Source organism: Pedobacter sp. AJM, assembly GCF_002197755.1.
In the GTDB taxonomy this organism is placed as follows: domain Bacteria; phylum Bacteroidota; class Bacteroidia; order Sphingobacteriales; family Sphingobacteriaceae; genus Pedobacter.
The window spans coordinates 363,738-383,283 of sequence record NZ_NHOT01000001.1 but is presented as its reverse complement, the minus strand read 5'-3'; the positions used below and the strand labels follow the sequence as shown (position 1 = coordinate 383,283).

The 19,546-nt window shown below is 39.4% G+C and carries 17 protein-coding genes; 7 read left to right on the top strand and 10 right to left on the bottom strand.

The window, feature by feature from the left end; all coding sequences use genetic code 11:
- Nucleotides 1-19: 19 nt before the first annotated feature.
- Nucleotides 20-1,153, bottom strand: a complete 1,134-nt coding sequence (gene hemW, locus CBW18_RS01565; RefSeq protein WP_088299499.1) for a radical SAM family heme chaperone HemW — start codon at nucleotides 1,151-1,153, stop codon at nucleotides 20-22.
- Nucleotides 1,154-1,246: 93 nt separating this feature from the next.
- Here hemW and CBW18_RS01560 point away from each other — a divergent pair, with 93 nt between their 5' ends.
- From CBW18_RS01560 to gldN, 6 genes are all read left to right on the top strand, one after another.
- Entirely contained in the window at nucleotides 1,247-2,227 is a 981-nt protein-coding gene (locus CBW18_RS01560) for a DUF4271 domain-containing protein (RefSeq protein WP_088299498.1), read from the top strand.
- A 14-nt stretch (nucleotides 2,228-2,241) separates the two neighbouring features.
- Nucleotides 2,242-3,012 carry a uroporphyrinogen-III synthase gene (locus CBW18_RS01555; protein WP_088299497.1) on the top strand — a complete coding sequence of 257 codons (771 nt, stop codon included), beginning with the start codon at nucleotides 2,242-2,244 and terminating at the stop codon, nucleotides 3,010-3,012.
- Nucleotides 3,013-3,232: 220 nt separating this feature from the next.
- A complete protein-coding gene (locus CBW18_RS01550; RefSeq protein WP_088299496.1) occupies nucleotides 3,233-4,558 on the top strand; it encodes an SUMF1/EgtB/PvdO family nonheme iron enzyme in 1,326 nt (441 codons plus the stop codon).
- A 38-nt stretch (nucleotides 4,559-4,596) separates the two neighbouring features.
- Entirely contained in the window at nucleotides 4,597-5,406 is an 810-nt protein-coding gene (gene gldL / locus CBW18_RS01545) for a gliding motility protein GldL (RefSeq protein WP_088299495.1), read from the top strand.
- Between the two features lie 39 nt (nucleotides 5,407-5,445).
- Entirely contained in the window at nucleotides 5,446-6,978 is a 1,533-nt protein-coding gene (gene gldM, locus CBW18_RS01540; RefSeq protein ID WP_088299494.1) for a gliding motility protein GldM, read from the top strand.
- Nucleotides 6,979-6,985: 7 nt separating this feature from the next.
- Nucleotides 6,986-7,891 (top strand): gliding motility protein GldN, encoded by a 906-nt coding sequence (gldN, locus tag CBW18_RS01535; protein WP_088299922.1) that lies wholly within the window; start codon nucleotides 6,986-6,988, stop codon nucleotides 7,889-7,891.
- A 150-nt stretch (nucleotides 7,892-8,041) separates the two neighbouring features.
- On the opposite strand, the gene bioA is transcribed toward gldN, so the two are convergent.
- The 5 genes from bioA to CBW18_RS01510 are packed head-to-tail and all read right to left on the bottom strand — an operon-like array spanning nucleotide 8,042 to nucleotide 12,721.
- Nucleotides 8,042-9,316, bottom strand: coding sequence for an adenosylmethionine--8-amino-7-oxononanoate transaminase (gene bioA / locus CBW18_RS01530; protein ID WP_371566013.1), 1,275 nt, complete (start codon nucleotides 9,314-9,316; stop codon nucleotides 8,042-8,044).
- Nucleotides 9,317-9,366: 50 nt separating this feature from the next.
- A complete protein-coding gene (gene bioB, locus CBW18_RS01525) occupies nucleotides 9,367-10,356 on the bottom strand; it encodes a biotin synthase BioB (protein WP_088299492.1) in 990 nt (329 codons plus the stop codon).
- Complete coding sequence (bioD, locus tag CBW18_RS01520) at nucleotides 10,353-10,961, bottom strand: dethiobiotin synthase (RefSeq protein WP_088299491.1); 609 nt, start codon at nucleotides 10,959-10,961, stop codon at nucleotides 10,353-10,355. Before bioD ends, bioB begins: the two co-directional genes overlap by 4 nt.
- A 34-nt stretch (nucleotides 10,962-10,995) precedes the next feature.
- Nucleotides 10,996-12,105: an aminotransferase class I/II-fold pyridoxal phosphate-dependent enzyme gene (locus CBW18_RS01515; protein ID WP_088299490.1), complete on the bottom strand. Its 1,110-nt coding sequence runs from the start codon at nucleotides 12,103-12,105 to the stop codon at nucleotides 10,996-10,998.
- Nucleotides 12,098-12,721 (bottom strand): hypothetical protein, encoded by a 624-nt coding sequence (locus CBW18_RS01510; RefSeq protein ID WP_088299921.1) that lies wholly within the window; start codon nucleotides 12,719-12,721, stop codon nucleotides 12,098-12,100. Before CBW18_RS01510 ends, CBW18_RS01515 begins: the two co-directional genes overlap by 8 nt.
- Before the next feature lie 312 nt (nucleotides 12,722-13,033).
- On the opposite strand from CBW18_RS01510, the gene CBW18_RS01505 reads away from it, so the two are divergent.
- Nucleotides 13,034-13,276: a hypothetical protein gene (locus CBW18_RS01505; protein WP_371566194.1), complete on the top strand. Its 243-nt coding sequence runs from the start codon at nucleotides 13,034-13,036 to the stop codon at nucleotides 13,274-13,276.
- A 141-nt stretch (nucleotides 13,277-13,417) separates the two neighbouring features.
- Here CBW18_RS01505 and CBW18_RS01500 read toward each other — a convergent pair whose 3' ends face one another.
- The 4 genes from CBW18_RS01500 to CBW18_RS01485 all read right to left on the bottom strand — a co-directional run bounded on the left by CBW18_RS01500 (nucleotide 13,418) and on the right by CBW18_RS01485 (nucleotide 19,490).
- Complete coding sequence (locus CBW18_RS01500) at nucleotides 13,418-14,794, bottom strand: DNA/RNA non-specific endonuclease (protein ID WP_088299488.1); 1,377 nt, start codon at nucleotides 14,792-14,794, stop codon at nucleotides 13,418-13,420.
- A 35-nt stretch (nucleotides 14,795-14,829) separates the two neighbouring features.
- Nucleotides 14,830-15,228: a nuclease A inhibitor family protein gene (locus tag CBW18_RS01495; RefSeq protein ID WP_088299487.1), complete on the bottom strand. Its 399-nt coding sequence runs from the start codon at nucleotides 15,226-15,228 to the stop codon at nucleotides 14,830-14,832.
- A 120-nt stretch (nucleotides 15,229-15,348) separates the two neighbouring features.
- Nucleotides 15,349-17,151 (bottom strand): excinuclease ABC subunit UvrC, encoded by a 1,803-nt coding sequence (uvrC, locus tag CBW18_RS01490; RefSeq protein ID WP_088299486.1) that lies wholly within the window; start codon nucleotides 17,149-17,151, stop codon nucleotides 15,349-15,351.
- A gap of 116 nt (nucleotides 17,152-17,267) precedes the next feature.
- Nucleotides 17,268-19,490: a transglycosylase domain-containing protein gene (locus CBW18_RS01485; RefSeq protein WP_088299485.1), complete on the bottom strand. Its 2,223-nt coding sequence runs from the start codon at nucleotides 19,488-19,490 to the stop codon at nucleotides 17,268-17,270.
- Nucleotides 19,491-19,546: the final 56 nt, after the last annotated feature.

Below are 19,546 nucleotides of genomic sequence, written 5' to 3'. Positions count from 1 at the left end.
CCTTCCTTAATTCATTCATCTAATCATTTTCTATTATAAACAATTCTGAAGCAATATGATCGGCAAAAAGTTTACCGCTTTCGCTGAGTTTAATTTGATCATTCTGGATAATTAGCCAATTCTTGTCTTCAAAAGCTTTCAGATTATAATTGGTTTCTTCTAAAAACGCAGAGCCAAAATCAGCTTTAATTTTCTTTAAGTCTGTGCCCCACATGGTCCTCAAAGAAGTCATCATGTATTCATTAAACCTATCATTTATTGATAATTCTTCTACTATTTCAGGGAGTTTGTTTTGCGCCAATACCTCCATGTATTGTGCATTGTTAGCAGGATTCATATACCGGTTTTGTCCGTCAAAACCATGTGCAGAGGGTCCGATTCCTATATAATCCACGCCCCGCCAGTAATTGGTATTGTGTACGGCATAGTGACCTGGCATAGCAAAATTAGAAATTTCATAATGTTCAAAGCCCGCAGATACCAATTCATTCATCAACATGACAAATTGTGTTGCACTTTGGTGATCACTTACAGGTGTTTGTTTCTTGTTTTTTATTGCGTGGGCCAAAGCCGTTTTTGGTTCCACGGTAAGGGCGTATGCTGATAGATGCGGTGCCTGAAGTGCTATTGCTTTATGGATGTTATCGAGCCATTTTGAATCGCTCAGCAGAGGATAGCCATAAATCAGGTCGAGACTCAGGTTTTCAAAACCCGCATCCTGACTTCTCTTAATACAATCTTCAGCTTCCATTGCATGATGAGCACGGTTCATCCAAACCAAATCTTCATCAAAAAAAGATTGAATCCCTACGCTAAACCTATTAATGGGAAGTTGCTTTAAGGTTTTTAGTTTTTCAGCAGTCAGATCATCAGGATTAGCTTCGATGGTGATTTCCGCATGAGCATCAACTGAAAAGGTATGATTGATGGTATCAAAAATTTGCTGCAGAGCGTTTTCTGATAAAATAGAGGGGGTTCCTCCACCGAAGTAAATGCTCCCCACCTGGCTCGAAATTCGATCCTGTTTCATCTTAATCTCCCTGCAAATGGCATCTACCATCTCAGTCTGATACTTCAATGAAGTACTGAAATGGAAATCACAATAGTGACAGGCCTTTTTGCAAAATGGGATATGGATGTAAATACCGGACATGCCGCAAAGATACAGCATATTCTAAATCCATTTATTTTCTTTAGGTAAACAATGATTATTCAGCTACTTTTGCATCCATAAGCTTTGTACTGCATGCCGAAATTTATTCTTACCTTTTTTATCCTCATATGGCTGGCAAACTTTGCTTCGGCACAGGAAATTCCTGCTGCTATAGATAGTGTAAAAACGGTCACTCAGTATAAATACAAGCGTTACCGCCTTGACTCTGCAACACTGGCCAAACAAAAGAAGGCTACTGATTCTATCCTTCGTCATACCTGGGTATTGCCAGATAGCATCATCAACAAAAATGCGATGATGGATAGTGTTCAGCGAGAGTTTTTATTTCCCAGGCTGGATTTTCAGGGCTGGCAAAATAAATACGCAAAATTTAAAAAGAAGGCCAATCCCTATCAGCTTGGTAAACAGATTCCGAAGGGAAATGTAGGTTTGCTGGGGTTTATTTTCGCCATGCTGATTATCTTTGCGATATTAAAAAATGCCTTTTCAAAACAGCTATCGGCCATTGTGCAGTCGTTTTTTAGCAATAGGATATTAAATAACATTAATAAAGAAGATAACCTGTTCAGTTCATGGCCTTTTTTACTCTTGTTTATTCAGTTTGGGTTTATTTTAGGGATGTTTTTTTTCCTGGTGGCGCAGTATTACGATATGTATCAGGCCAAGCATGGATTTAAGTTTTTCTTCACCATATCCCTCACGATTATTGTGTTTTATGCATTGAAACTGATTATCTTGCGGTTTATTGGATACCTTTTTAATGTTCAGAAGCCGGTTGGAGAATACATCTCTATTTTATATCTGAGTTATTTTAACGCTTCGCTGCTATTTATCCCTTTGGTGGTTGCTTTTGCATTGTCGCCTTTAAAATATGGAGTGGTTTATATTGCACTGGCATTTTTACTTTTAGGCGTAATATTTGCCTTTCAATTGCTCAGGGCGGGTATTACCATACTTTCTAATAATAAGTTTTCAAAAATGCATTTAATTCTGTACTTTTGCGCCCTCGAAATATGTCCTATTTTAATACTAATTAAAACGATAGGATTGTAGCACGAACAAGGAAAATGCAAGAAAAGAACGACTCTAGAATTCGCAAAGTGAAAAGTATTTTGGTTACATTACCAAAACCTGAAACAGAAAAATCTCCTTACTACGATTTGGCCAAGAAACACAATTTAAAAGTTGATTTCAGGTCTTTTATACATGTTGAGGGGGTGCCGGCGAGAGACTTTAGGAAAGATAAGATTAACCTGGCTGATTTCACTGCTGTAATCTTTACCAGCCGTAACGCTGCAGATCACTTCTTCAGAATTTGTGAAGAAATGCGTTATGACGTTCCGGTTGATTTAAAATATTTCTGTCTTTCTGAAACGATTGCGTTATATCTTCAAAAGTACATTCAATACAGGAAAAGAAAAATATTCTTTGGTAAACAAACAGCAGCAGATTTAGCTGAAGTGCTGAAAAAGCATGCCAATGAAAAGTTTTTGTATCCATGTTCTGATGTGGCAACGGAAGATACCATGAAATTCCTTGAAAAAAGCGGCTATGATTTTACACCTGCGGTTCTTTTCAGAACGGTGGTTAGTGATTTGTCAGACTTAGCCGAGGTTTTTTACGACGTAATTGCATTTTTCAGCCCTTCAAGCATTCAGTCTTTGTTTAAAAATTTCCCCGATTTTAAGCAAAATAATACCCGTATTGCAGCATTCGGAACAAATACAAGCAAAGCTTGCGTGGATATGGGATTAATTGTGGATATTGCCGCACCTACTCCTGGTGTTCCATCCATGACCATGGCCATTGAAAACTATATTAAAACATCAAATAAATAAGAAATTTAATAATTTTTTGTTTGATGATAATAAATACGTAACTTATCAGTTTAAAGGAAGTTATATCTCTATAAGCAGGCACACCAAAGTATGAAAACGCAGCCTTTTGCGTTACGCATTTTGGGAATAAACTATTTAATTAAATATTTGCATTTGTTGATTATTGTAGTGATTTTTGATAAAATTGCCCCTTAATCGTGCGCTGCACACTATAAATAATATGAAGAAAATCTACCTTCTGGCCATTGTTGGTGTAACGGTATTGCTTGCGAGTTGTGGTCATGGAGGCCAGGGCGAGTTGGTGGGAGCCTATAACCGGAAATTCAAAAATAACCAGGTTCCTTTGGGGATGGTATATATTCCACCCGGGCATACACCTTTAGGGGGATCTGATGAGGATATCACCTTTTCACAGAATGGTCCGAGCCGAATGACAACCATCAGTGCATTCTTTATGGATCAAACCGAAATTTCCAATGCAGAGTACCGCCAGTTTACCAACTGGGTAAGAGATTCTATTGCAATTGCCATGATGGGAAATCCGCAACGGTTCATGATGACTCCAAAAGGTAGGGGAGCTGCAGAAGCATTGGGTGGCGAGAAATATATCAACTGGAAAGCAGTTGGCACAAATGGATCTAACATCTGGCGCAATAAAGGTAAGGGAGCTGGTGCAGAAACTGCTCAGCTGGACGGGATGTATTATTCCGGCTTAGATGCCTTGCCCGGAAGAAAAGAATTTGATGTACGTAAATTTGAATATAGCTACGCAGAATTAAATATGGATAAGGCCGCTTTAGGCCATAAAAATCCAAATAGTAAACGGCAGGATTATATAGATCGTTATAACATTGCGATCTACCCGGATACTATGGTTTGGAAAACAGATTATTCCTATTCTCAAAATGACCCTATGGTGCGTGGTTATTACAACCATCCCTCATATGATGATTATCCGGTAGTAGGGGTAAGCTGGGAACAAGCTAAAGCTTTTTCTCATTGGAGAACCAGGTTATACGATGGTGTGGCACAGGCCAGAAAAATGCCGTCCGGATCAAGATCTGATTACAGGTTGCCGGCAGAAACTGAATTTGAATATGCCGCCAGAGGTGGTAATACCAAAACAAAATACCCTTGGGGCGGGCCTTATATCAGAAATACCAAAGGTTGTTTACAGGCAAATTTTAAACCAGGACGTGGAGATTATTCCAGTGACGGTGGGATTTATACAGTTGGTGTGAAATCGTACTTTCCTAATGACTATGGCCTTTATAACATGGCAGGAAACGTTTCTGAGTGGACCTTGACAGCTTACAACAAAAGTGCGTCGCCATTGTTACATGATTTAAATCCGAACTTTACCTACGTTGCCGGACCAAATGATAGCAAATACCTCAAAAGAAAAGTAGTTAAAGGAGGTTCTTGGAAAGATACAGGGTATTTCCTGCAAAATGCGGTATCTACTTATGAATATCAGGATACACAAAGATCATATATTGGTTTCAGATGTGTTTCATCTTATCCCGGTACCGATTTAAGAAACTAAACCAAACAAACTAATACTAAAGAAAAACATCTAATTTTATGGCAGCAAAGAAACAACCAGGCTGGTTACATGTAGCGATTTCATGGGGAGCAAGTATTGTAATCGTAGGCGCATTATTCAAGATTTTGCATATAGGTGGAATCTTCGGTAGTTACATGATTGGAATAGGCTTAGGTATAGAAGCTATTCTATTCTTTTTAACAGGTTTTTTTCCACCCGAGCCAGAACCGGCATGGGAAAGGGTTTATCCTGAACTTAGAACAGATTTTACAGGTGAGTTACCCAAAGCATCTGCAAGACCTGTGGCTTCAGTGTCTGCTCCGGCCAATACAGCTGCATTAGATAAAATGTTGGCCGATGCTAAAGTTGGTCCTGAACTGATTGAAAGTCTCGGTAATGGCCTTCGTACATTCGGCGATAAGGTAGCTGCAATATCCAATGTTGCAGACGCTTCTACAGCCACGAATGAATTTACAAGTAAGGTAAAAACAGCTTCTGCTGGTTTTGATAACTTAAGTGCTTCTTTCGAAAAAGCTACAGCGAACCTGAAAGCAATGGGCGAAAGTAATGTAGATTCTCAGGCTTACCATGACCAGGTAAATAATCTGTCTAAAAATCTATCTGCTTTAAATGCCGTGTATGAATTGGAATTACAGGATTCGAGCGCTCATTTAAAATCAATGAATAAGTTTTATTCAAACTTATCACTTACCATGCAGAACTTTAATGAATCAATGGAAGATTCTAAACAGTTCAAAGAAGAAGTGAACAAGCTGGCTAAAAACCTGTCATCATTAAATGCAATTTATGGCAATATGCTATCGGCTATGAATGGCCCACGTTTATAATTTGTATAGTTTTTAATCTAAATAAAAGGCTACATAAATATGGCAGGCGGAAAAGAAACAACAAGGCAGCGGATGATCAATATCATGTATTTGGTATTGTTGGCGATGCTGGCCTTAAACGTATCAGATACTGTTTTAGATGCATTCAAAAATATCAATGATAGTTTGGATACTTCAAAAAACAATGTGAACTCCAGTATTAATCAACTTTTCTCAGCTTTTGAAAATTCAAAATTGAAGGAAGAACCTGCTCGTGCACAGCCGATCTATGAAAAGGCTCAGCAGGCCAAGGCTGCTGCAGATGAGTTGAATAATTATATTGAGGGGATTAAAAAACAATTTACTTCGGCTGGTGATGGCATAAATCCCGAAACCGGCGACCTGGTTAACAGGGATAACCTGGATATTGCTCAGGATATCATGATCAATAAGGGGGAAGCCGATAAATTAAAAGCAAAAATCAACGCAACACGTGAGAAGTTAATTTCCCTGCTTGATCCGGCAGACCGGGCTAATGTGGCTTTTTCACTGGAAGCCAAAGATCCGGAAAGAAAGAGAAAAGGCAACTGGCAGGCTACTTATTTTGGTGAGGGTACGCCTTTAACCGCTGCAATGACGGTTTTAACTAAACTTCAGGCCGATACTAAAAATGCTGAAGCCGAGGTTGTTAAGAAGTTGTTCGGAAATATGGATAAGGCTCAGGTAAATCTTGATCAGTTTGCTGCGGTAGCTGTGGCACCAACTTCCTATGTAATCCAGGGCCAGCCTTATACTGCTGAAGTATTTTTAACAGCCAGTGATTCCAGGTCTTCACCTGATATTACGGTAAACGGAAATAAATTGTCGGTTAAAGAAGGCAAAGGAACATATACTGGCGGGACTGGAAGTGTAGGTGAATTTACCTGGGTAGGTACCATTCGCGTGCGTCAAACTGATGGACAAGTGAAAGAGTACAAAACGCAGCCGCAGAAATACCAGGTGGCAAAACCATCAGCAACAGTGTCATCTACCAAAATGAATGTGATTTATGCTGGTATTCCAAACCCATTTACGGTTTCGGCAGCAGGATTTCCATTAGAGAGCATTAAGGCTTCTATCTCGGCTGGGTCAATGTCTGGCTCGAACGGAAACTACAATGTAAACCTTGCGGGTAGTCAGGTTGGTCAGGAAGTTTCTATTAACGTAAGCGCATCGAATGCAGGTAAAACCGTTAGCCTGGGTTCTCAAAAATTCAGGGTGAAGGCCATTCCAAAACCAATTGCTAAGGTTGGTGGACGATCAGGTGGTGATGTGGCATCCGTTCAGCTGAAAAGTGAAAGTGAAATTGAAGCAGACCTTGATGATTTTCCTTTTGATGTGAAATTTAAAATTCAACGTTATAAGTTAACGATTATCAAACCACGTTCTGATGCGGTTACGATTTCGGGTAGCGGCGGAAGTTTTGCAGGTCCGGTTAGAGCCGCAATAAACTCCATTACCCCGGGAACAAGAGTATTTTTTGAAGATATTGTTTCTGTTGGTCCAGACGGACGTCAGAATGTATTACCTTCATTGGCATTCACGGTTAAATAAGAATAAGATGAAAAGGATTTTAAGTATTGCTGTTTTTGCGTTGTTTACTACATTGGTTTTTGCACAAAAAAGGCCAACAAAGCTGGCGCCAAAAAAAGCTGCTCCAGCAGCAACTGTAACAGATACTGTAAAGGCTCCGGTGAAAACGGCAAAGAAAAAACTAAAGGTTCCGCCAAAAGATGGCTTTTATGCCCGTAAGGATATAGATAGCACAGAAATGGTGCCTTTGGCAGATGTACGGGAAGAAGATGTTTTTTATGCTAAACGCATCTGGAGGGAGATCGATTTACGTGATACTGTAAATTCTGCATTAAGATCACCGAAATCTCGTTTGATAGATGTTATCATTGCTGCCGTTAAAGCGGAAGAACTTACAGCTTATTCTCCTTTTGATAGTTTAAATAATGAGGATGATGCATTTACTAATCCTTTAGCTGCTGATACCGCAATGATGCAGGCTTCAGGAACAGTTGAAGTTACAGACTCCAAGGCAGGTACGGTTAAGACAGTAGCTAACGACCTTAATCCTGAATCCTTTTTAAAATTCAGAATTAAAGAAGATTGGATTTTTGATGTGAAACGTTCTATTTTTGAGCCGCGTATTGTGGGTATTGCCCCCATGAAATACATTGAATCGTCGAAACAATGGCAGCCGGTTTTCTGGATTTATTACCCTGAGGCAAGAGAAATCTTAACCAAGAAACGTTTGGTAAACACCAATAATGATGCCTCTACTTTGAGTTTTGATGATTTCTTTATTCGTCGTTTATTTAGCAGCTACATCGTTAAAGAATCTAATCCGGGTGATAACAAGCTTCGGGATATCATTGCAGACCCAAAACAAAGGTTATACGAGTCTGAAAGAATTAAAAAGTCTGTTCTGGATTACGAACAGGGACTTTGGGAATATTAAGCCCTAGCCCAAAAGGGAGCATTATATAACATAAAAAAGGAGCAGATTAATTTGCTCCTTTTTTTATGTAGCGATAGGGTTGTAATTGATATTTTTAAGCGGCCTATAAAGTATAGCGTTAATACTATACATTTAAATTTTAGTCCTTTATTACGCTGTATTAAAGCTGTTTAACACATCTAAAATATTGTGATAAATGAAATCCAGTTCTGCCTCTGTAATACAATAAGGTGGAACGAGATACATCACATTTCCTAATGGACGCATAATTATTCCGCGTAATAAAAATTCATGATACAGTTTTTTGCCAATCTCATTAAAATAAGAAGTTTGCTGATCATTTTTTATTTCCCAGGCCAAGATCGTTCCGGTTTGCCTGATATTTTCAATTTGTGGATGCTGTTTTAAAACAGTTGAAAACTGAAAATGCTGCGCAGAAATCCGCTGAATATTACTTTGAGTCTCTTCGTTCAACAGCAATTCCATGCTGGCCAAAGCTGCAGTACAGGCTAGCGGATTTGCAGTAAAAGAGTGACCGTGAAATAGCGTTTTATACTGATCATCCGAAAGAAAAGCATTATAAATTTCATTTGAACAAGTGGTAATGCCCATTGGAATAGTTCCACCTGTTAATCCTTTCGAAAAACACATTATATCAGGCTGTACGGAAAGATGATCAGCTGCAAATAGTTTTCCTGTTCTTCCGAAACCAGTAAAAACCTCATCCTCAATAATTAGGATTTTCTGTGCTCTGCAGTATTGCATTAATTGATCCAAATCTTCAGCCCTGTGCATCAACATTCCGGCAGCACCCTGAACTAAGGGTTCGCAAATAAAACAAATCAGCTCCTGGTGGCAGGCCTTAATTTGAGATTTTAAATTTTCCAGGTTTTCAGTCGTTGGTGTATCAATAAAGATCACCTCGAACAACATTTCTGCAAAGGGTATCGTCCAGATACTTCTTCCACTTACAGACATGGCTCCGAAAGTATCGCCATGGTAAGCGTTTTTAAAAGCTAAAATTTTAGACTTTTTAAGTCCTTTATTAAAAGAGTACTGAATACACATTTTAAGCGCCACTTCTACAGCTGTTGAACCATTGTCAGAATAAAAAACCTTCTGTTGGTTTTCAGGGAGAAGGTTCAACAGGTTTTCTGAAAGTTTAATGGCTGGTTCATGGGTAAATCCTGCAAAAATAACCTGCTCTAAAATATTTAACTGCTCGGAAACCTTTTGTGCAATATAAGGATGCGCATGGCCATGCAGCGTAACCCACCATGACGAAACAGCATCGATATACTGGTTTCCGTTGTCATCAAAAAGATAAATGCCCTTTCCCTTAACAATCGGGATTGCATCCCCAGCATTCTTCATTTGTGTGTAAGGATGCCAGTTAACGGCCCGGTCTCGTTCTCTTAAATTCATAAGCATTTTATTGATAATTTTCCCATAATGATAGATGCTGTATTTCTTATTTAAAGGGTAGCTTTTTCCACTTTCATGGGCTTTAGACCTAAGGTTTGCAGCATTTGCATGTCTTCTAAAACACCTGGATTAGGTGTTACGAGTAAAGTTTCCCTTTCGCCGGTAAAAATGGAATTTGCTCCAGCCATAAAACACCAGGCCTGCTCAAACGCCGTCATTTCAATTCTTCCGGCACTCAGGCGAACCATTGATGCAGGCATTATCATTCTTGCGGTTGCGATCATTCTTACCATTTCCCAGGTATCTGTTTTTTCGTTATTTTCAAGCGGCGTTCCCTGTACCCTGGCTAGTGCATTAATGGGAACAGATTCGGGGTGCTGTGGCATTGTTGCTAATGTTAATAACATAGAAATTCTATCCTGGTGGGTTTCTCCAAGCCCGATAATTCCTCCGGAACAAACGGTGATGCCAGCTTTTCTAACGTTATTGATGGTGCTAATTCTATGATCAAAAGTTCTGGTCGATATAATCTCCTGATAATATTGTTCTGATGTATCCAGGTTATGATTATAGGCATACAAACCTGCTTGCTGGAGCCGGATGGCCTGTTCTTCGGTTAGCATACCCAGGGTGCAGCACACTTCCAAACCGAGTTCGTTAATACCTTTCACCATATCGATTACCTGATCAAAATCGCTATTATTTCTTACTTCTCTCCAGGCGGCAGCCATACAAAAACGAGAGGAACCACTTTCTTTTGCTTTTTGGGCATGTGCAATTACGGTTTCTGTAGGTAATAGAGCCTGAACTTTAATATTAGTATGGTACCTGGCAGCCTGTCCGCAATAAGAACAATCTTCCGGACAGCCACCTGTTTTTATAGATAGTAAGGTAGAGATTTGTATTTCTTGCGCATTATGCCATTCACGGTGTACGGTGGCGGCTTTATAAATAAGGTCCAATAAGGGTAAATGGTAGATTTCTTCTATTTCACCTTTAGTCCAGTTGTTTCTAACGATTGTTTTCTGATTCGTTATCATAAATTTTCAATTTTTTTTGATATACTTTCTATGCTTTGTTCTGAGATTTTTTTGATGTGGGGAATTTTTATAATTTTCGTTTCGGCTCCTATAAAATTGCAGATAACCCGTTCGGTAGCTTCGGGGAAACTTCCATTTAAAATCAAATATTGCAGCTTAATTTTTCTTTGGTTTATGGCCATTATTGATAATAAACTGTGGTTGATACAACCCAGGTAATTTTTTACTACCAGTGCAGCAGGAAGGTCTAATTTTACAATTAGATCGATCATAAATTCGTGATCAGAAATCGGAACCATTAATCCTCCTGCACCTTCTATAATGAGGCGTTCAGAATTTTCAGGGAGTACAAAGTCATTTGTGTGAATTGAGATTCCTTCTTTGGCAGCAGATTGATGTGGTGATGCTGCAAGTTTCAGGAGATATTTTTCGGGGTTGATGATCACATATTCACCTGCCCATGCTTTAATCTTCATGCTGTCGGTATGATCCAGATCGCCAGATTGGATGGGTTTCCAATAAGTGGCATTAAAATATTTCGTTAGGATGGCTGCACAGATTGTTTTTCCTACTTCTGTCCCTATTCCGGTGATGAATAATTTCATGTTTTTTACCTGGTAAAACTGTTTTTAATTTTTGTTATCTAAATTTTCTGATCATGCTGGTAAGTGCGGTAATTTCCCTTTCTGTATTAAAACTATGAATACAGATTCGCAGGCGTTCTGTACCTTGTTTTACAGTCGGACTGTAAACCGCATAGGTCAAAAAATCTTCATCTGATAGCGTTTGCTGCAGGCGTTTTAATCGATTACAATCCGGAATGAGAACAGCTTGAATGGGACTGTTTTCTGCTGATGGAGCTGATAATTTCTGCTCCCGGAAAATTTTAATGTTATCCTGAAGTTTTAATAACGAATCAGCCTCTGTTTTCAAAAAGTCATAGCCGGTTTTTATCGCCATCCAATGGAGGTTTGGAGCGGAGGTGGTATAGATAAAAGGAGAAGCAAAATTGACGAGATAAGATTTGATCAGTTTATTACATAAAATAGCTGCGCCATGTGCGCCCAGCGCTTTCCCGTAGGTGATAACGGTTGCCAAAGTTTTATGCTGAAGCTGATATCGATCAACCAATCCATAGCCTAAAACTCCAAAAGCATGTGCTTCATCAACAATCAGGAAAGCACCATACTTTTCTGTAATTCTGGAAATTTCCTGAATAGGTGCAATGTCGCCATCCATCGAATACAGACTCTCTATTGCAACATAGCAACTCCCGTTTTGCCTTTTTAAAATATGTTCTAAATGTTCAGGCTGATTATGATTAAACTTTATTTTTTTGGCATGAGACATTTTACAGGCATCGTGCACAGAACGGTGGATCTTTTCATCAACAATAACAGAGTCATGCCGTTCAGGCAATGTAGAAAATAAGGCTAGGTTGGCTTCATATCCGGAGGAGCATAATAATGCAGATTCGTATTGATGTGCATTTGCGATAAATTTTTCTGTTTCCGTCACGTCAGCACTGTTTCCGCTTATCAGCCTGGAACCTGTACTTCCCGATAATAATTGGGGGCTGGCGATGATTTGTTGCAGTAGTAAATTTTGAAGCTTTGTATTTCTCGCAAATCCGAGGTAATCGTTTGAATAGAAATCTACTCCGGTTGCCTTTGGTTTTAATATCCTCAAAGTTCCTTCAGTTTTTCTTTGATTAAGATCTGCCTGAAAACGATCAAAACTTTTAAGCATGGTTAAATGGCTTTAATTCATCAATAATGGCATTGATCCACCGGGTGTGCAGTTCTGTTTCCATCTGTAAGATGTGTTCTGCATGGGTTCTCCAATCTTCAGAAAACCCATTAAGTTGTTCAATCATTTCTTCCAGGTGTCCTTCTTCTTCCATAATGATTGATTTTACCATAATTTTTGAGGCCATTTTGGTAAGAACATCTTGATAAATGGGGTATAATTCATCGGCACGAACTTCAATTGCATAGGTTACAAAGAGATAGGCAGCATATTTCAATTCTTCCTTTGTTAAATTGAAGTGATGTTGTAAATACCTGCAAGCTTTAATATCAAGCGCATGAAGGTATTGTTGTGTTGCAACAGGTGCCAGTAGTTCATGTTGTTTATAAGTGCTGCACAGCAAATTACCCAACTTACCAATCTGTTTTTTGAGATAATAGGCGTGGCGATGTTCTTCACAAGCATGTTTTAGTTGAACTAAACTTACAGTGTTTGGATGTTCACATGCTGAAATTTTTCGTGCTCCAGCATTCTCCATGAAAGATAGGGTATTAAGCCATTTGGCATGGATTTTATTGTCTCCAGTTATTTTCTCAAGAAGATGGCAGAATTCCATTTGTTTTTGATTTGCACCAAAAATAATGGATTGCCGGATGGTTGTATTGGGCCAGTTTTGATAATTTGGGTGGTCCGGTTGAAATTCCTTTCGCAAGTTTATTGGTGCTGAAAGAAAAGCAAATGCTGCTAAGTTAAGACGAGTTGGTTAAATTATTACAAATAAACAGGGCGCTTGTAATTTCTTAAGATGATTAAGATCGTTAATTTCAGTCTTTCAAACTATCGGGTTAACATCTCCTTTACGCTAGGGTTTTTCTACGTTTGCTAACCAACTTTAACAAAGCAGAGGCTTTACCGAAGGACGCCATCAATCCAAAGGGCCAGGGAAATCTTAACCAAGAAACGTTTGGTAAACACCAATAACGATGCCTGTACTTTGAGTTTCGATGATTTCTTTATTCGTCGTTTATTTAGCAGCTACATCGTTAAAGAATCTAATCCAGGTGATGACAAGCTTCGGGATATCATTGCAGACCCAAAACAAAGGTTATACGAGTCTGAAAGAATTAAAAAGTCTGTTCTGGATTACGAACAGGGACTTTGGGAATATTAAAACAAAAAAGGCTTCGAAAATTTTCGAAGTCTTTTTTGTTTCACGCTTATCTCGTTTTCAGATAAAGATTTAGTGAATAGAAATGAACTCATTTTTTAGCATTATTTGATATGCTTTCATTTCTCCGATCCATAAAGATCGCTATTGGTTATCCGTTACAGATTCAATTGCATTTTGAATAGCTGTAGGCACGTTTGATAAAAGATCATAACCTGTTGCCGTTTCTATCGAATTAACAGTTGTACGATAAGTTTTCCAGTTGGTATTTAAGCCATTTGTATTTGGCATATTTACGGTAATTACCCTTGTGGTAGATGTTATCCGATTTAAATCGTTGTTGCCATTTGGTAATACAACAATCACTTTCCAGGTGTTGGATGGTACATTTACCCGGCCATTATCAATAGTATAGGTAATGCCGCCATTGCTTCCTGTACCGCCTGATCCATAAGAACCGCAAATTACATAAACCTCATTACCTGCTGTCACCAATGAACGGGTATAGTTTTCGAGATCAGCCCATGGACCCTGGTTATTATTAGGTGCCTGTGGCATCATATTACTCATTAAAAAAGTAGAAGAATTTGCGGTAACTGAAGATGTTCTGTCTGCCGAAGGGCAATTATGACCGCGGTCAAAACCCGAACCTGAATAACTGCTGTTTGATACTTCGTACCAGCCTGAAGGTAAAGTGTTATCAGATCTGAAATCATCCTGGCGTGATGCAGAACCTAAATCAGATGATCCGATATGCCAGCTTACCCAATTTGGAGTGGCCCTGCTTTTGCTGTAAGAACTGGTATAGTAGGTGCGTTCCATTAAGTAATTTTCAGGATTTGATATACTGGCAACAGCATTACTTGGGTTTCCAAGTAAAAGGTAACTATTATCGCCCGGGGTTGTGGTAGGTGGGTTTGTGGTACCGCCGTCACCAGTAGAAATGCTGACATCATCTATATTTATCCGCGCTGTACCGCCACTGATTTTGCGGATCTGAAAACGAACATTACCAGAAATTGCCGTGTTAAAAGTTATGGTAGACAATGTGCTACTGCTGCTGGTAACTGTACTGCCCGATTGCTGCCAGCTGGAACCACCATTGATTGAATACCAAAGCTGCCAGGTACTGCTGGCATCGCTGCCATACCTGGCATGCGCAATACTTACTGCATCGGCACCGTTTACATCGAAATTCATACTCAAAATACCGGTGTTGCGTATGCGTACAGATTGACTTCCATTTTTCGCGTCAGCGGCAAGATTACCAATCAGGGCATCGTTCAGGCTCCAGCTGCCACTGCCTAATGTTACAGAAGCAGTGGTATAACTGGTTTTGTTGCCGGATTCGAAATTTTCAGGAAAACCGGCAACGATAGACTGCTCACCGGATGCAACTGCTTTACTGTTTAATTTTTGTTCAAATAAAACCGTTTCTGGCTGAACCTGATTTTCTTTTTTACAGGCAGCAAGGCCAAGGCACAAAACGGCCATTAAGCTTAATTTTTTTAATGCTTTCATTTTTAATGGGGTGTATGTAATTGATGGGATTGATTTTAGGTTTCTACTGCAAACGTTTCAATCAGCACACAGGTGCCATCTGCGAGATATCCGGTAATAAGTACAGGAATTTTGCTGTTGCCTTCTACCCTGATTACCTGGATACTGGAGAGGTTTTCCGTTAAATAGGTGTAGAACTTCTGGATTTTCTGCGCGTTTTCAACCATGGGTGCATCAGCTGCATCCACTTTCGATACCAGACGATCAAAAAAGTCAGCAGGATTGATTTGTTTTAAATGAGATGCATCAGAATGATGTCGGGCTGCAATTTTGGATAATAATTCTGTTGGCGGGATTTTACCCCAGTCGGTCACTGTAAAAGTGCTTTCTGTTTCAGTAAAGTACAATGTGCCCAATAAAAGCTTGGTCATTGCAGCCAGGATGTTGTTATTCATGTAAATCGGGGATGAATGTTTGCTGGTGTTAACATGCCCAATTTATAGAAAAAGTATGGAAGCTAGACTGTGGAAACATTAATATTATGTTAATCTTTTCTACGGCTACTCGTTCGATGATTAAACTTCTTTGAAATGATTGAGCAGCGTCATAACCTGTTTCTTGTTCAGGATCTCTGCCAGCTCTTTTTCCGTCGCTTCTTTAATCTTTTTAACCGATTTAAAATGGGTTAATAATTTATCAGCGGTGGTTTTGCCAATACCTTCAATTTGTTCAAGCTCGGTTTTCAATGTGCCTTGGTCACGCTTTTTCCTATGGAAGGTGATACCAAACCTGTGGGCTTCATCCCGAAGTTGCTGAATAACTTTTAAGGTTTCTGATTTCTTATCTAAATATAGGGGATAGGAATCACCAGGATAGAATAATTCCTCCAGTCTCTTGGCGATACCAATCACGGTAACTTTATTTTCTATTCCTAACAATTTAAGGCTTTTCACTGCAGATGAAAGCTGTCCTTTACCACCATCAATAATGATGAGCTGGGGTAAGGGTTGATCTTCCTCCAGCATGCGCCTATAGCGGCGAAAAACAGCCTCTTCCATTGTTGCAAAATCATTTGGTCCTTCAACTGTTTTTACGTTAAAATGGCGGTAATCTTTTTTGGATGGCTTGGCATCTTTAAACACCACAATGGCCGAAACCGGATATTTGCCCTGAAAGTTTGAATTATCAAAACACTCAATATGCTTTGGCAGTTGGGTTAACCGTAAATCATTTTGAATGGTGGTAAGAATACGGTCAGTCCTTAAATCTGGATTTAGCTTTTCATATTGATTCAGCTTTTCTTTTTTAAAGAACAGCACATTCTTTTGAGAAAGTTCCAGTAACTTCTTTTTTTCACCCAGCTTAGGTACGGTAAACTTCAGGTTTTCATCCTCGAGTGAAAGTTCAAATGGTACAATGATTTCCTTTGATGTACTGTTAAATTTGGTTCTGAACTCCAGCATGGCCGTAATTAATAATTCATCATCACTTTCATCCAGCTGCTTTTTGATTTCGATTGTTTGGGTTTGAATAATGGTTCCGTTCATCACCTTAAGGTAATTGACAAAGGCATAGCGTTCATCAGAAGCAATACTCACCACATCTACATTGGTAATGGCACTGTTTACAACTGTCGATTTACTTTGGTATTTTTCTAAAACCTGTAGCCTTCTGGAATATTGGTGTGCCAGCTCAAAATTTAAGTCCTCTGAAGCTGATTTAATGATGCTTTTTACATCACGGATGACATTGCCTATTTTTCCATTCAGAATCTCCTTAATTTCACCTATGTTTTTATCATAATCAGATTCTGTTTGATAAGCCTGGCACGGACCTTTACAATTTCCGATCTGGTATTCTAAACAAACTTTAAATTTTCCCTCGGCAATATTTTTATCGTTTAAGGGTAAGGCGCATGTTCTTAGCGGATAGGTTTCCTTAATCAGATCTAAAATGGTATGCATCATTCCAATGGAACCATAGGGGCCAAAATAGGTTGAACCATCTTTAATGACCTTTCTGGTCCAGTAAATTCTGGGATATTGTTCATTTTTTACGATAATCCAGGGGTAGGTTTTATCGTCTTTCAGGTTGATGTTAAACTTAGGCTGATGCTTTTTAATAAGGCTGTTTTCCAGCAACCAGGCATCAATCTCAGTATCAACAATGGTAAAAGTGATTTTCCTGATCTTAGAAACCAATACTCTTGTTTTGCCATTAAACTGTTGCTTATCGGTATTGAAGTAGGAGCCCACACGATTTCGAAGGTCTTTTGCCTTGCCAATGTACATTAACTTTCCGTCCGCATCCCAGTACTGGTAAACGCCTGGTTTATGCGGAATAGCGGTTAATGCTGTTTTATGGTCGAAACTGCTCATGCTTTCAATAATAGGGTGATCAGATAAAATTTTCCTGAAAAAGGATCAGGAACTAATTTTGTTCAGCAATGATGGCGATTATAAATAATTTTCAGGCGTAATGAAGCCATGAAAGATTAAAAACCTAATTTTTCATCCAATTCCGGATTGGTATCTTCCTGCTGTTGCTGATATTGGTTACAATCGTATGTAATGGAAACACCTGATTTAGGGACATCAAAATCAGCATGACTGATTTTTAAGGCCGGATTGGCATAAACCCGTTTGATAAACCCTGCAAAAATAGGAAGGGCTGTATTGGCACCTTCACCCTGGCTGGTACTGATAAAGTGAAAAGCCCGGTCTTCACAACCCGTCCATACACCGGTGACCAGCTGAGGGGTAATGGCCATAAACCATCCATCGGAGTTGTTTTGTGTGGTTCCGGTTTTTCCACCTATGGGTGCGTTCACTTTATATTTATAATTTAACCTCGAACCTGTACCACCGGAAACCACGCCCTTCAGCATTCTGGTCATCACGTAAGCCACTTCCTCACTCATGATGGGTTTTGGTATTTCCTTTTGCGAGAACAACACCACACCGTTTTTATCTTCAATCTTCAATAAATAAATTGGCTTGGTATACACGCCTTTGTTTGCAAATGCGCCATAGGCGCCCACCATATTATAAATGGAAGAATCAAACGTACCCAGTGCGATGGAAGGGTAAGCCGGAACATTCGGAATCCCCATTTTAGTGGCCAGGGTAGAAACCGCTACCGGACCAACCTGTTTCATCAGGTATGCGGTCACATAGTTTTGTGAAAAAGCCAATGCTTTTTGAAGGGTTATACTTCCTGCGAGTGGCTTTCCGGAAGATTTGGGTGTCCATGGTTCTCCATAACCATCAATGGTTACCGGAACATTAGGTACAGTATAGCAAGGCGAATAACCGTTTTCAATAGCAACAGCATAGGTAAAAGGCTTAGCGGTTGAACCCACTTGTCTGGTACCCATTTTCACCTGGTCGTATTTGAAGTGCTCATAATTAATTCCTCCAACCCAGGCTTTAACATGGCCATTGGTAGGGTCCATGGTCATCATGGCATTACGCAGCAACATTTTGTAATAGCGTACAGAATCAATTGGCTTCATTACAGTATCTACATTGCCTTTCCAGGTAAAGATCGTCATCTCGGTTTTGGTATTAAAATCATCTCTAATCTCATCATCCGATTTTCCTTCCAGCTTTAAGGCCTTATAGCGGTCGGACCTCTTAATACCCTGCTGAATTTGTAAATCTTTGCCTTTAAAAGGATTCCTGCCTTTCCAGCTGGCTAAGAACTGTGCCTGCAGCACTTTCATATATTCTTTCTGTGCCTCTTCGGCATATTTTTGCATATCGTAATTGAGCGTGGTATAAATTTTCAGTCCGTCACGATCCAGGTCATATGCTGATCCATCAGGTTTGGTGATGCCCTGTTCCTGAAAAATAGTCTTGATATCGTTCTTTAAAACCGATCTGAAATATGGCGCGATACCATCATTTACGGTGGCGGCATTAAATTTTAAGCCCAGAGGTTTATCTTTTTCTTCTTCAAATTCCTGCGGGCTCAGCAATTCCGATTTTACCATCATGGCCATTACCGTATTTCTGCGGTCTCTTGAACGCTCCGGATGCCGGGTAGGAGAGTACATCGTAATCCCCTTTTGCATCCCAACAAGTGTAGCGGCTTGGGTTAACGTTAATTTATCCGGAGTAGTGTTAAAGTACACCCTAGCTGCAGATTTAATTCCATAAGCCTGGTTACCAAAATCCACGGTATTCAGATACATGGTAATGATTTCCTCTTTGGTATAATTTCGCTCCAGTTTAACTGCAACAATCCACTCTTTGAATTTAGTCAGCACCAGCGAGAAGAAGTTAAGATTTGATTCCCTTGGAAAAAGATTTTTGGCCAGCTGCTGGGTGATGGTACTGGCACCTTGCTTTTTCCCGATCAGGTTATAACCAATAATGGTAAAGGTACGTTTGAAATCAATTCCGGAGTGTTCTTTGAAACGGGTATCTTCAGTTGCGATCAATCCGTTAATTACATTTTCAGAAATATCTTTGTAAGTAACATTCGAACGGTTTTGAACAAAATAGGTTCCGAGCGGGCGACCATCTTCAGCGATAATTTCTGATGCCTGATTGCTTTTTGGGTGCTCAATATCACGGAAAGAAGGCAGTTCGCCGAAAAGGCCTAAGCCGATCATGGAAATAAAAATAGCAAATAAGGCTATTCCGGTAATCAGTATTTTCCAGATGACTAAACTATATTTTTTTGTTTCCTGTTCAGAAAGGGATTTATTCATTTTGTGTTGTAATTAGTTCAAAAAGGGCTTGATGTAAGGCCGATTTTAAGCTGCAA

What these genes read in the sequence shown, in the direction of transcription:
- hemW (WP_088299499.1), bottom strand. Translation starts at nt 1,153, where the DNA reads ATGTCCGGTATTTACATCCATATCCCATTTTGCAAAAAGGCCTGTCAC.
- CBW18_RS01560 (WP_088299498.1), top strand. Translation starts at nt 1,247, where the DNA reads ATGCCGAAATTTATTCTTACCTTTTTTATCCTCATATGGCTGGCAAAC.
- CBW18_RS01555 (WP_088299497.1), top strand. Translation starts at nt 2,242, where the DNA reads ATGCAAGAAAAGAACGACTCTAGAATTCGCAAAGTGAAAAGTATTTTG.
- CBW18_RS01550 (WP_088299496.1), top strand. Translation starts at nt 3,233, where the DNA reads ATGAAGAAAATCTACCTTCTGGCCATTGTTGGTGTAACGGTATTGCTT.
- gldL (WP_088299495.1), top strand. Translation starts at nt 4,597, where the DNA reads ATGGCAGCAAAGAAACAACCAGGCTGGTTACATGTAGCGATTTCATGG.
- gldM (WP_088299494.1), top strand. Translation starts at nt 5,446, where the DNA reads ATGGCAGGCGGAAAAGAAACAACAAGGCAGCGGATGATCAATATCATG.
- gldN (WP_088299922.1), top strand. Translation starts at nt 6,986, where the DNA reads ATGAAAAGGATTTTAAGTATTGCTGTTTTTGCGTTGTTTACTACATTG.
- bioA (WP_371566013.1), bottom strand. Translation starts at nt 9,316, where the DNA reads ATGAATTTAAGAGAACGAGACCGGGCCGTTAACTGGCATCCTTACACA.
- bioB (WP_088299492.1), bottom strand. Translation starts at nt 10,356, where the DNA reads ATGATAACGAATCAGAAAACAATCGTTAGAAACAACTGGACTAAAGGT.
- bioD (WP_088299491.1), bottom strand. Translation starts at nt 10,961, where the DNA reads ATGAAATTATTCATCACCGGAATAGGGACAGAAGTAGGAAAAACAATC.
- CBW18_RS01515 (WP_088299490.1), bottom strand. Translation starts at nt 12,105, where the DNA reads ATGCTTAAAAGTTTTGATCGTTTTCAGGCAGATCTTAATCAAAGAAAA.
- CBW18_RS01510 (WP_088299921.1), bottom strand. Translation starts at nt 12,721, where the DNA reads ATGGAATTCTGCCATCTTCTTGAGAAAATAACTGGAGACAATAAAATC.
- CBW18_RS01500 (WP_088299488.1), bottom strand. Translation starts at nt 14,794, where the DNA reads ATGAAAGCATTAAAAAAATTAAGCTTAATGGCCGTTTTGTGCCTTGGC.
- CBW18_RS01495 (WP_088299487.1), bottom strand. Translation starts at nt 15,228, where the DNA reads ATGAATAACAACATCCTGGCTGCAATGACCAAGCTTTTATTGGGCACA.
- uvrC (WP_088299486.1), bottom strand. Translation starts at nt 17,151, where the DNA reads ATGAGCAGTTTCGACCATAAAACAGCATTAACCGCTATTCCGCATAAA.
- CBW18_RS01485 (WP_088299485.1), bottom strand. Translation starts at nt 19,490, where the DNA reads ATGAATAAATCCCTTTCTGAACAGGAAACAAAAAAATATAGTTTAGTC.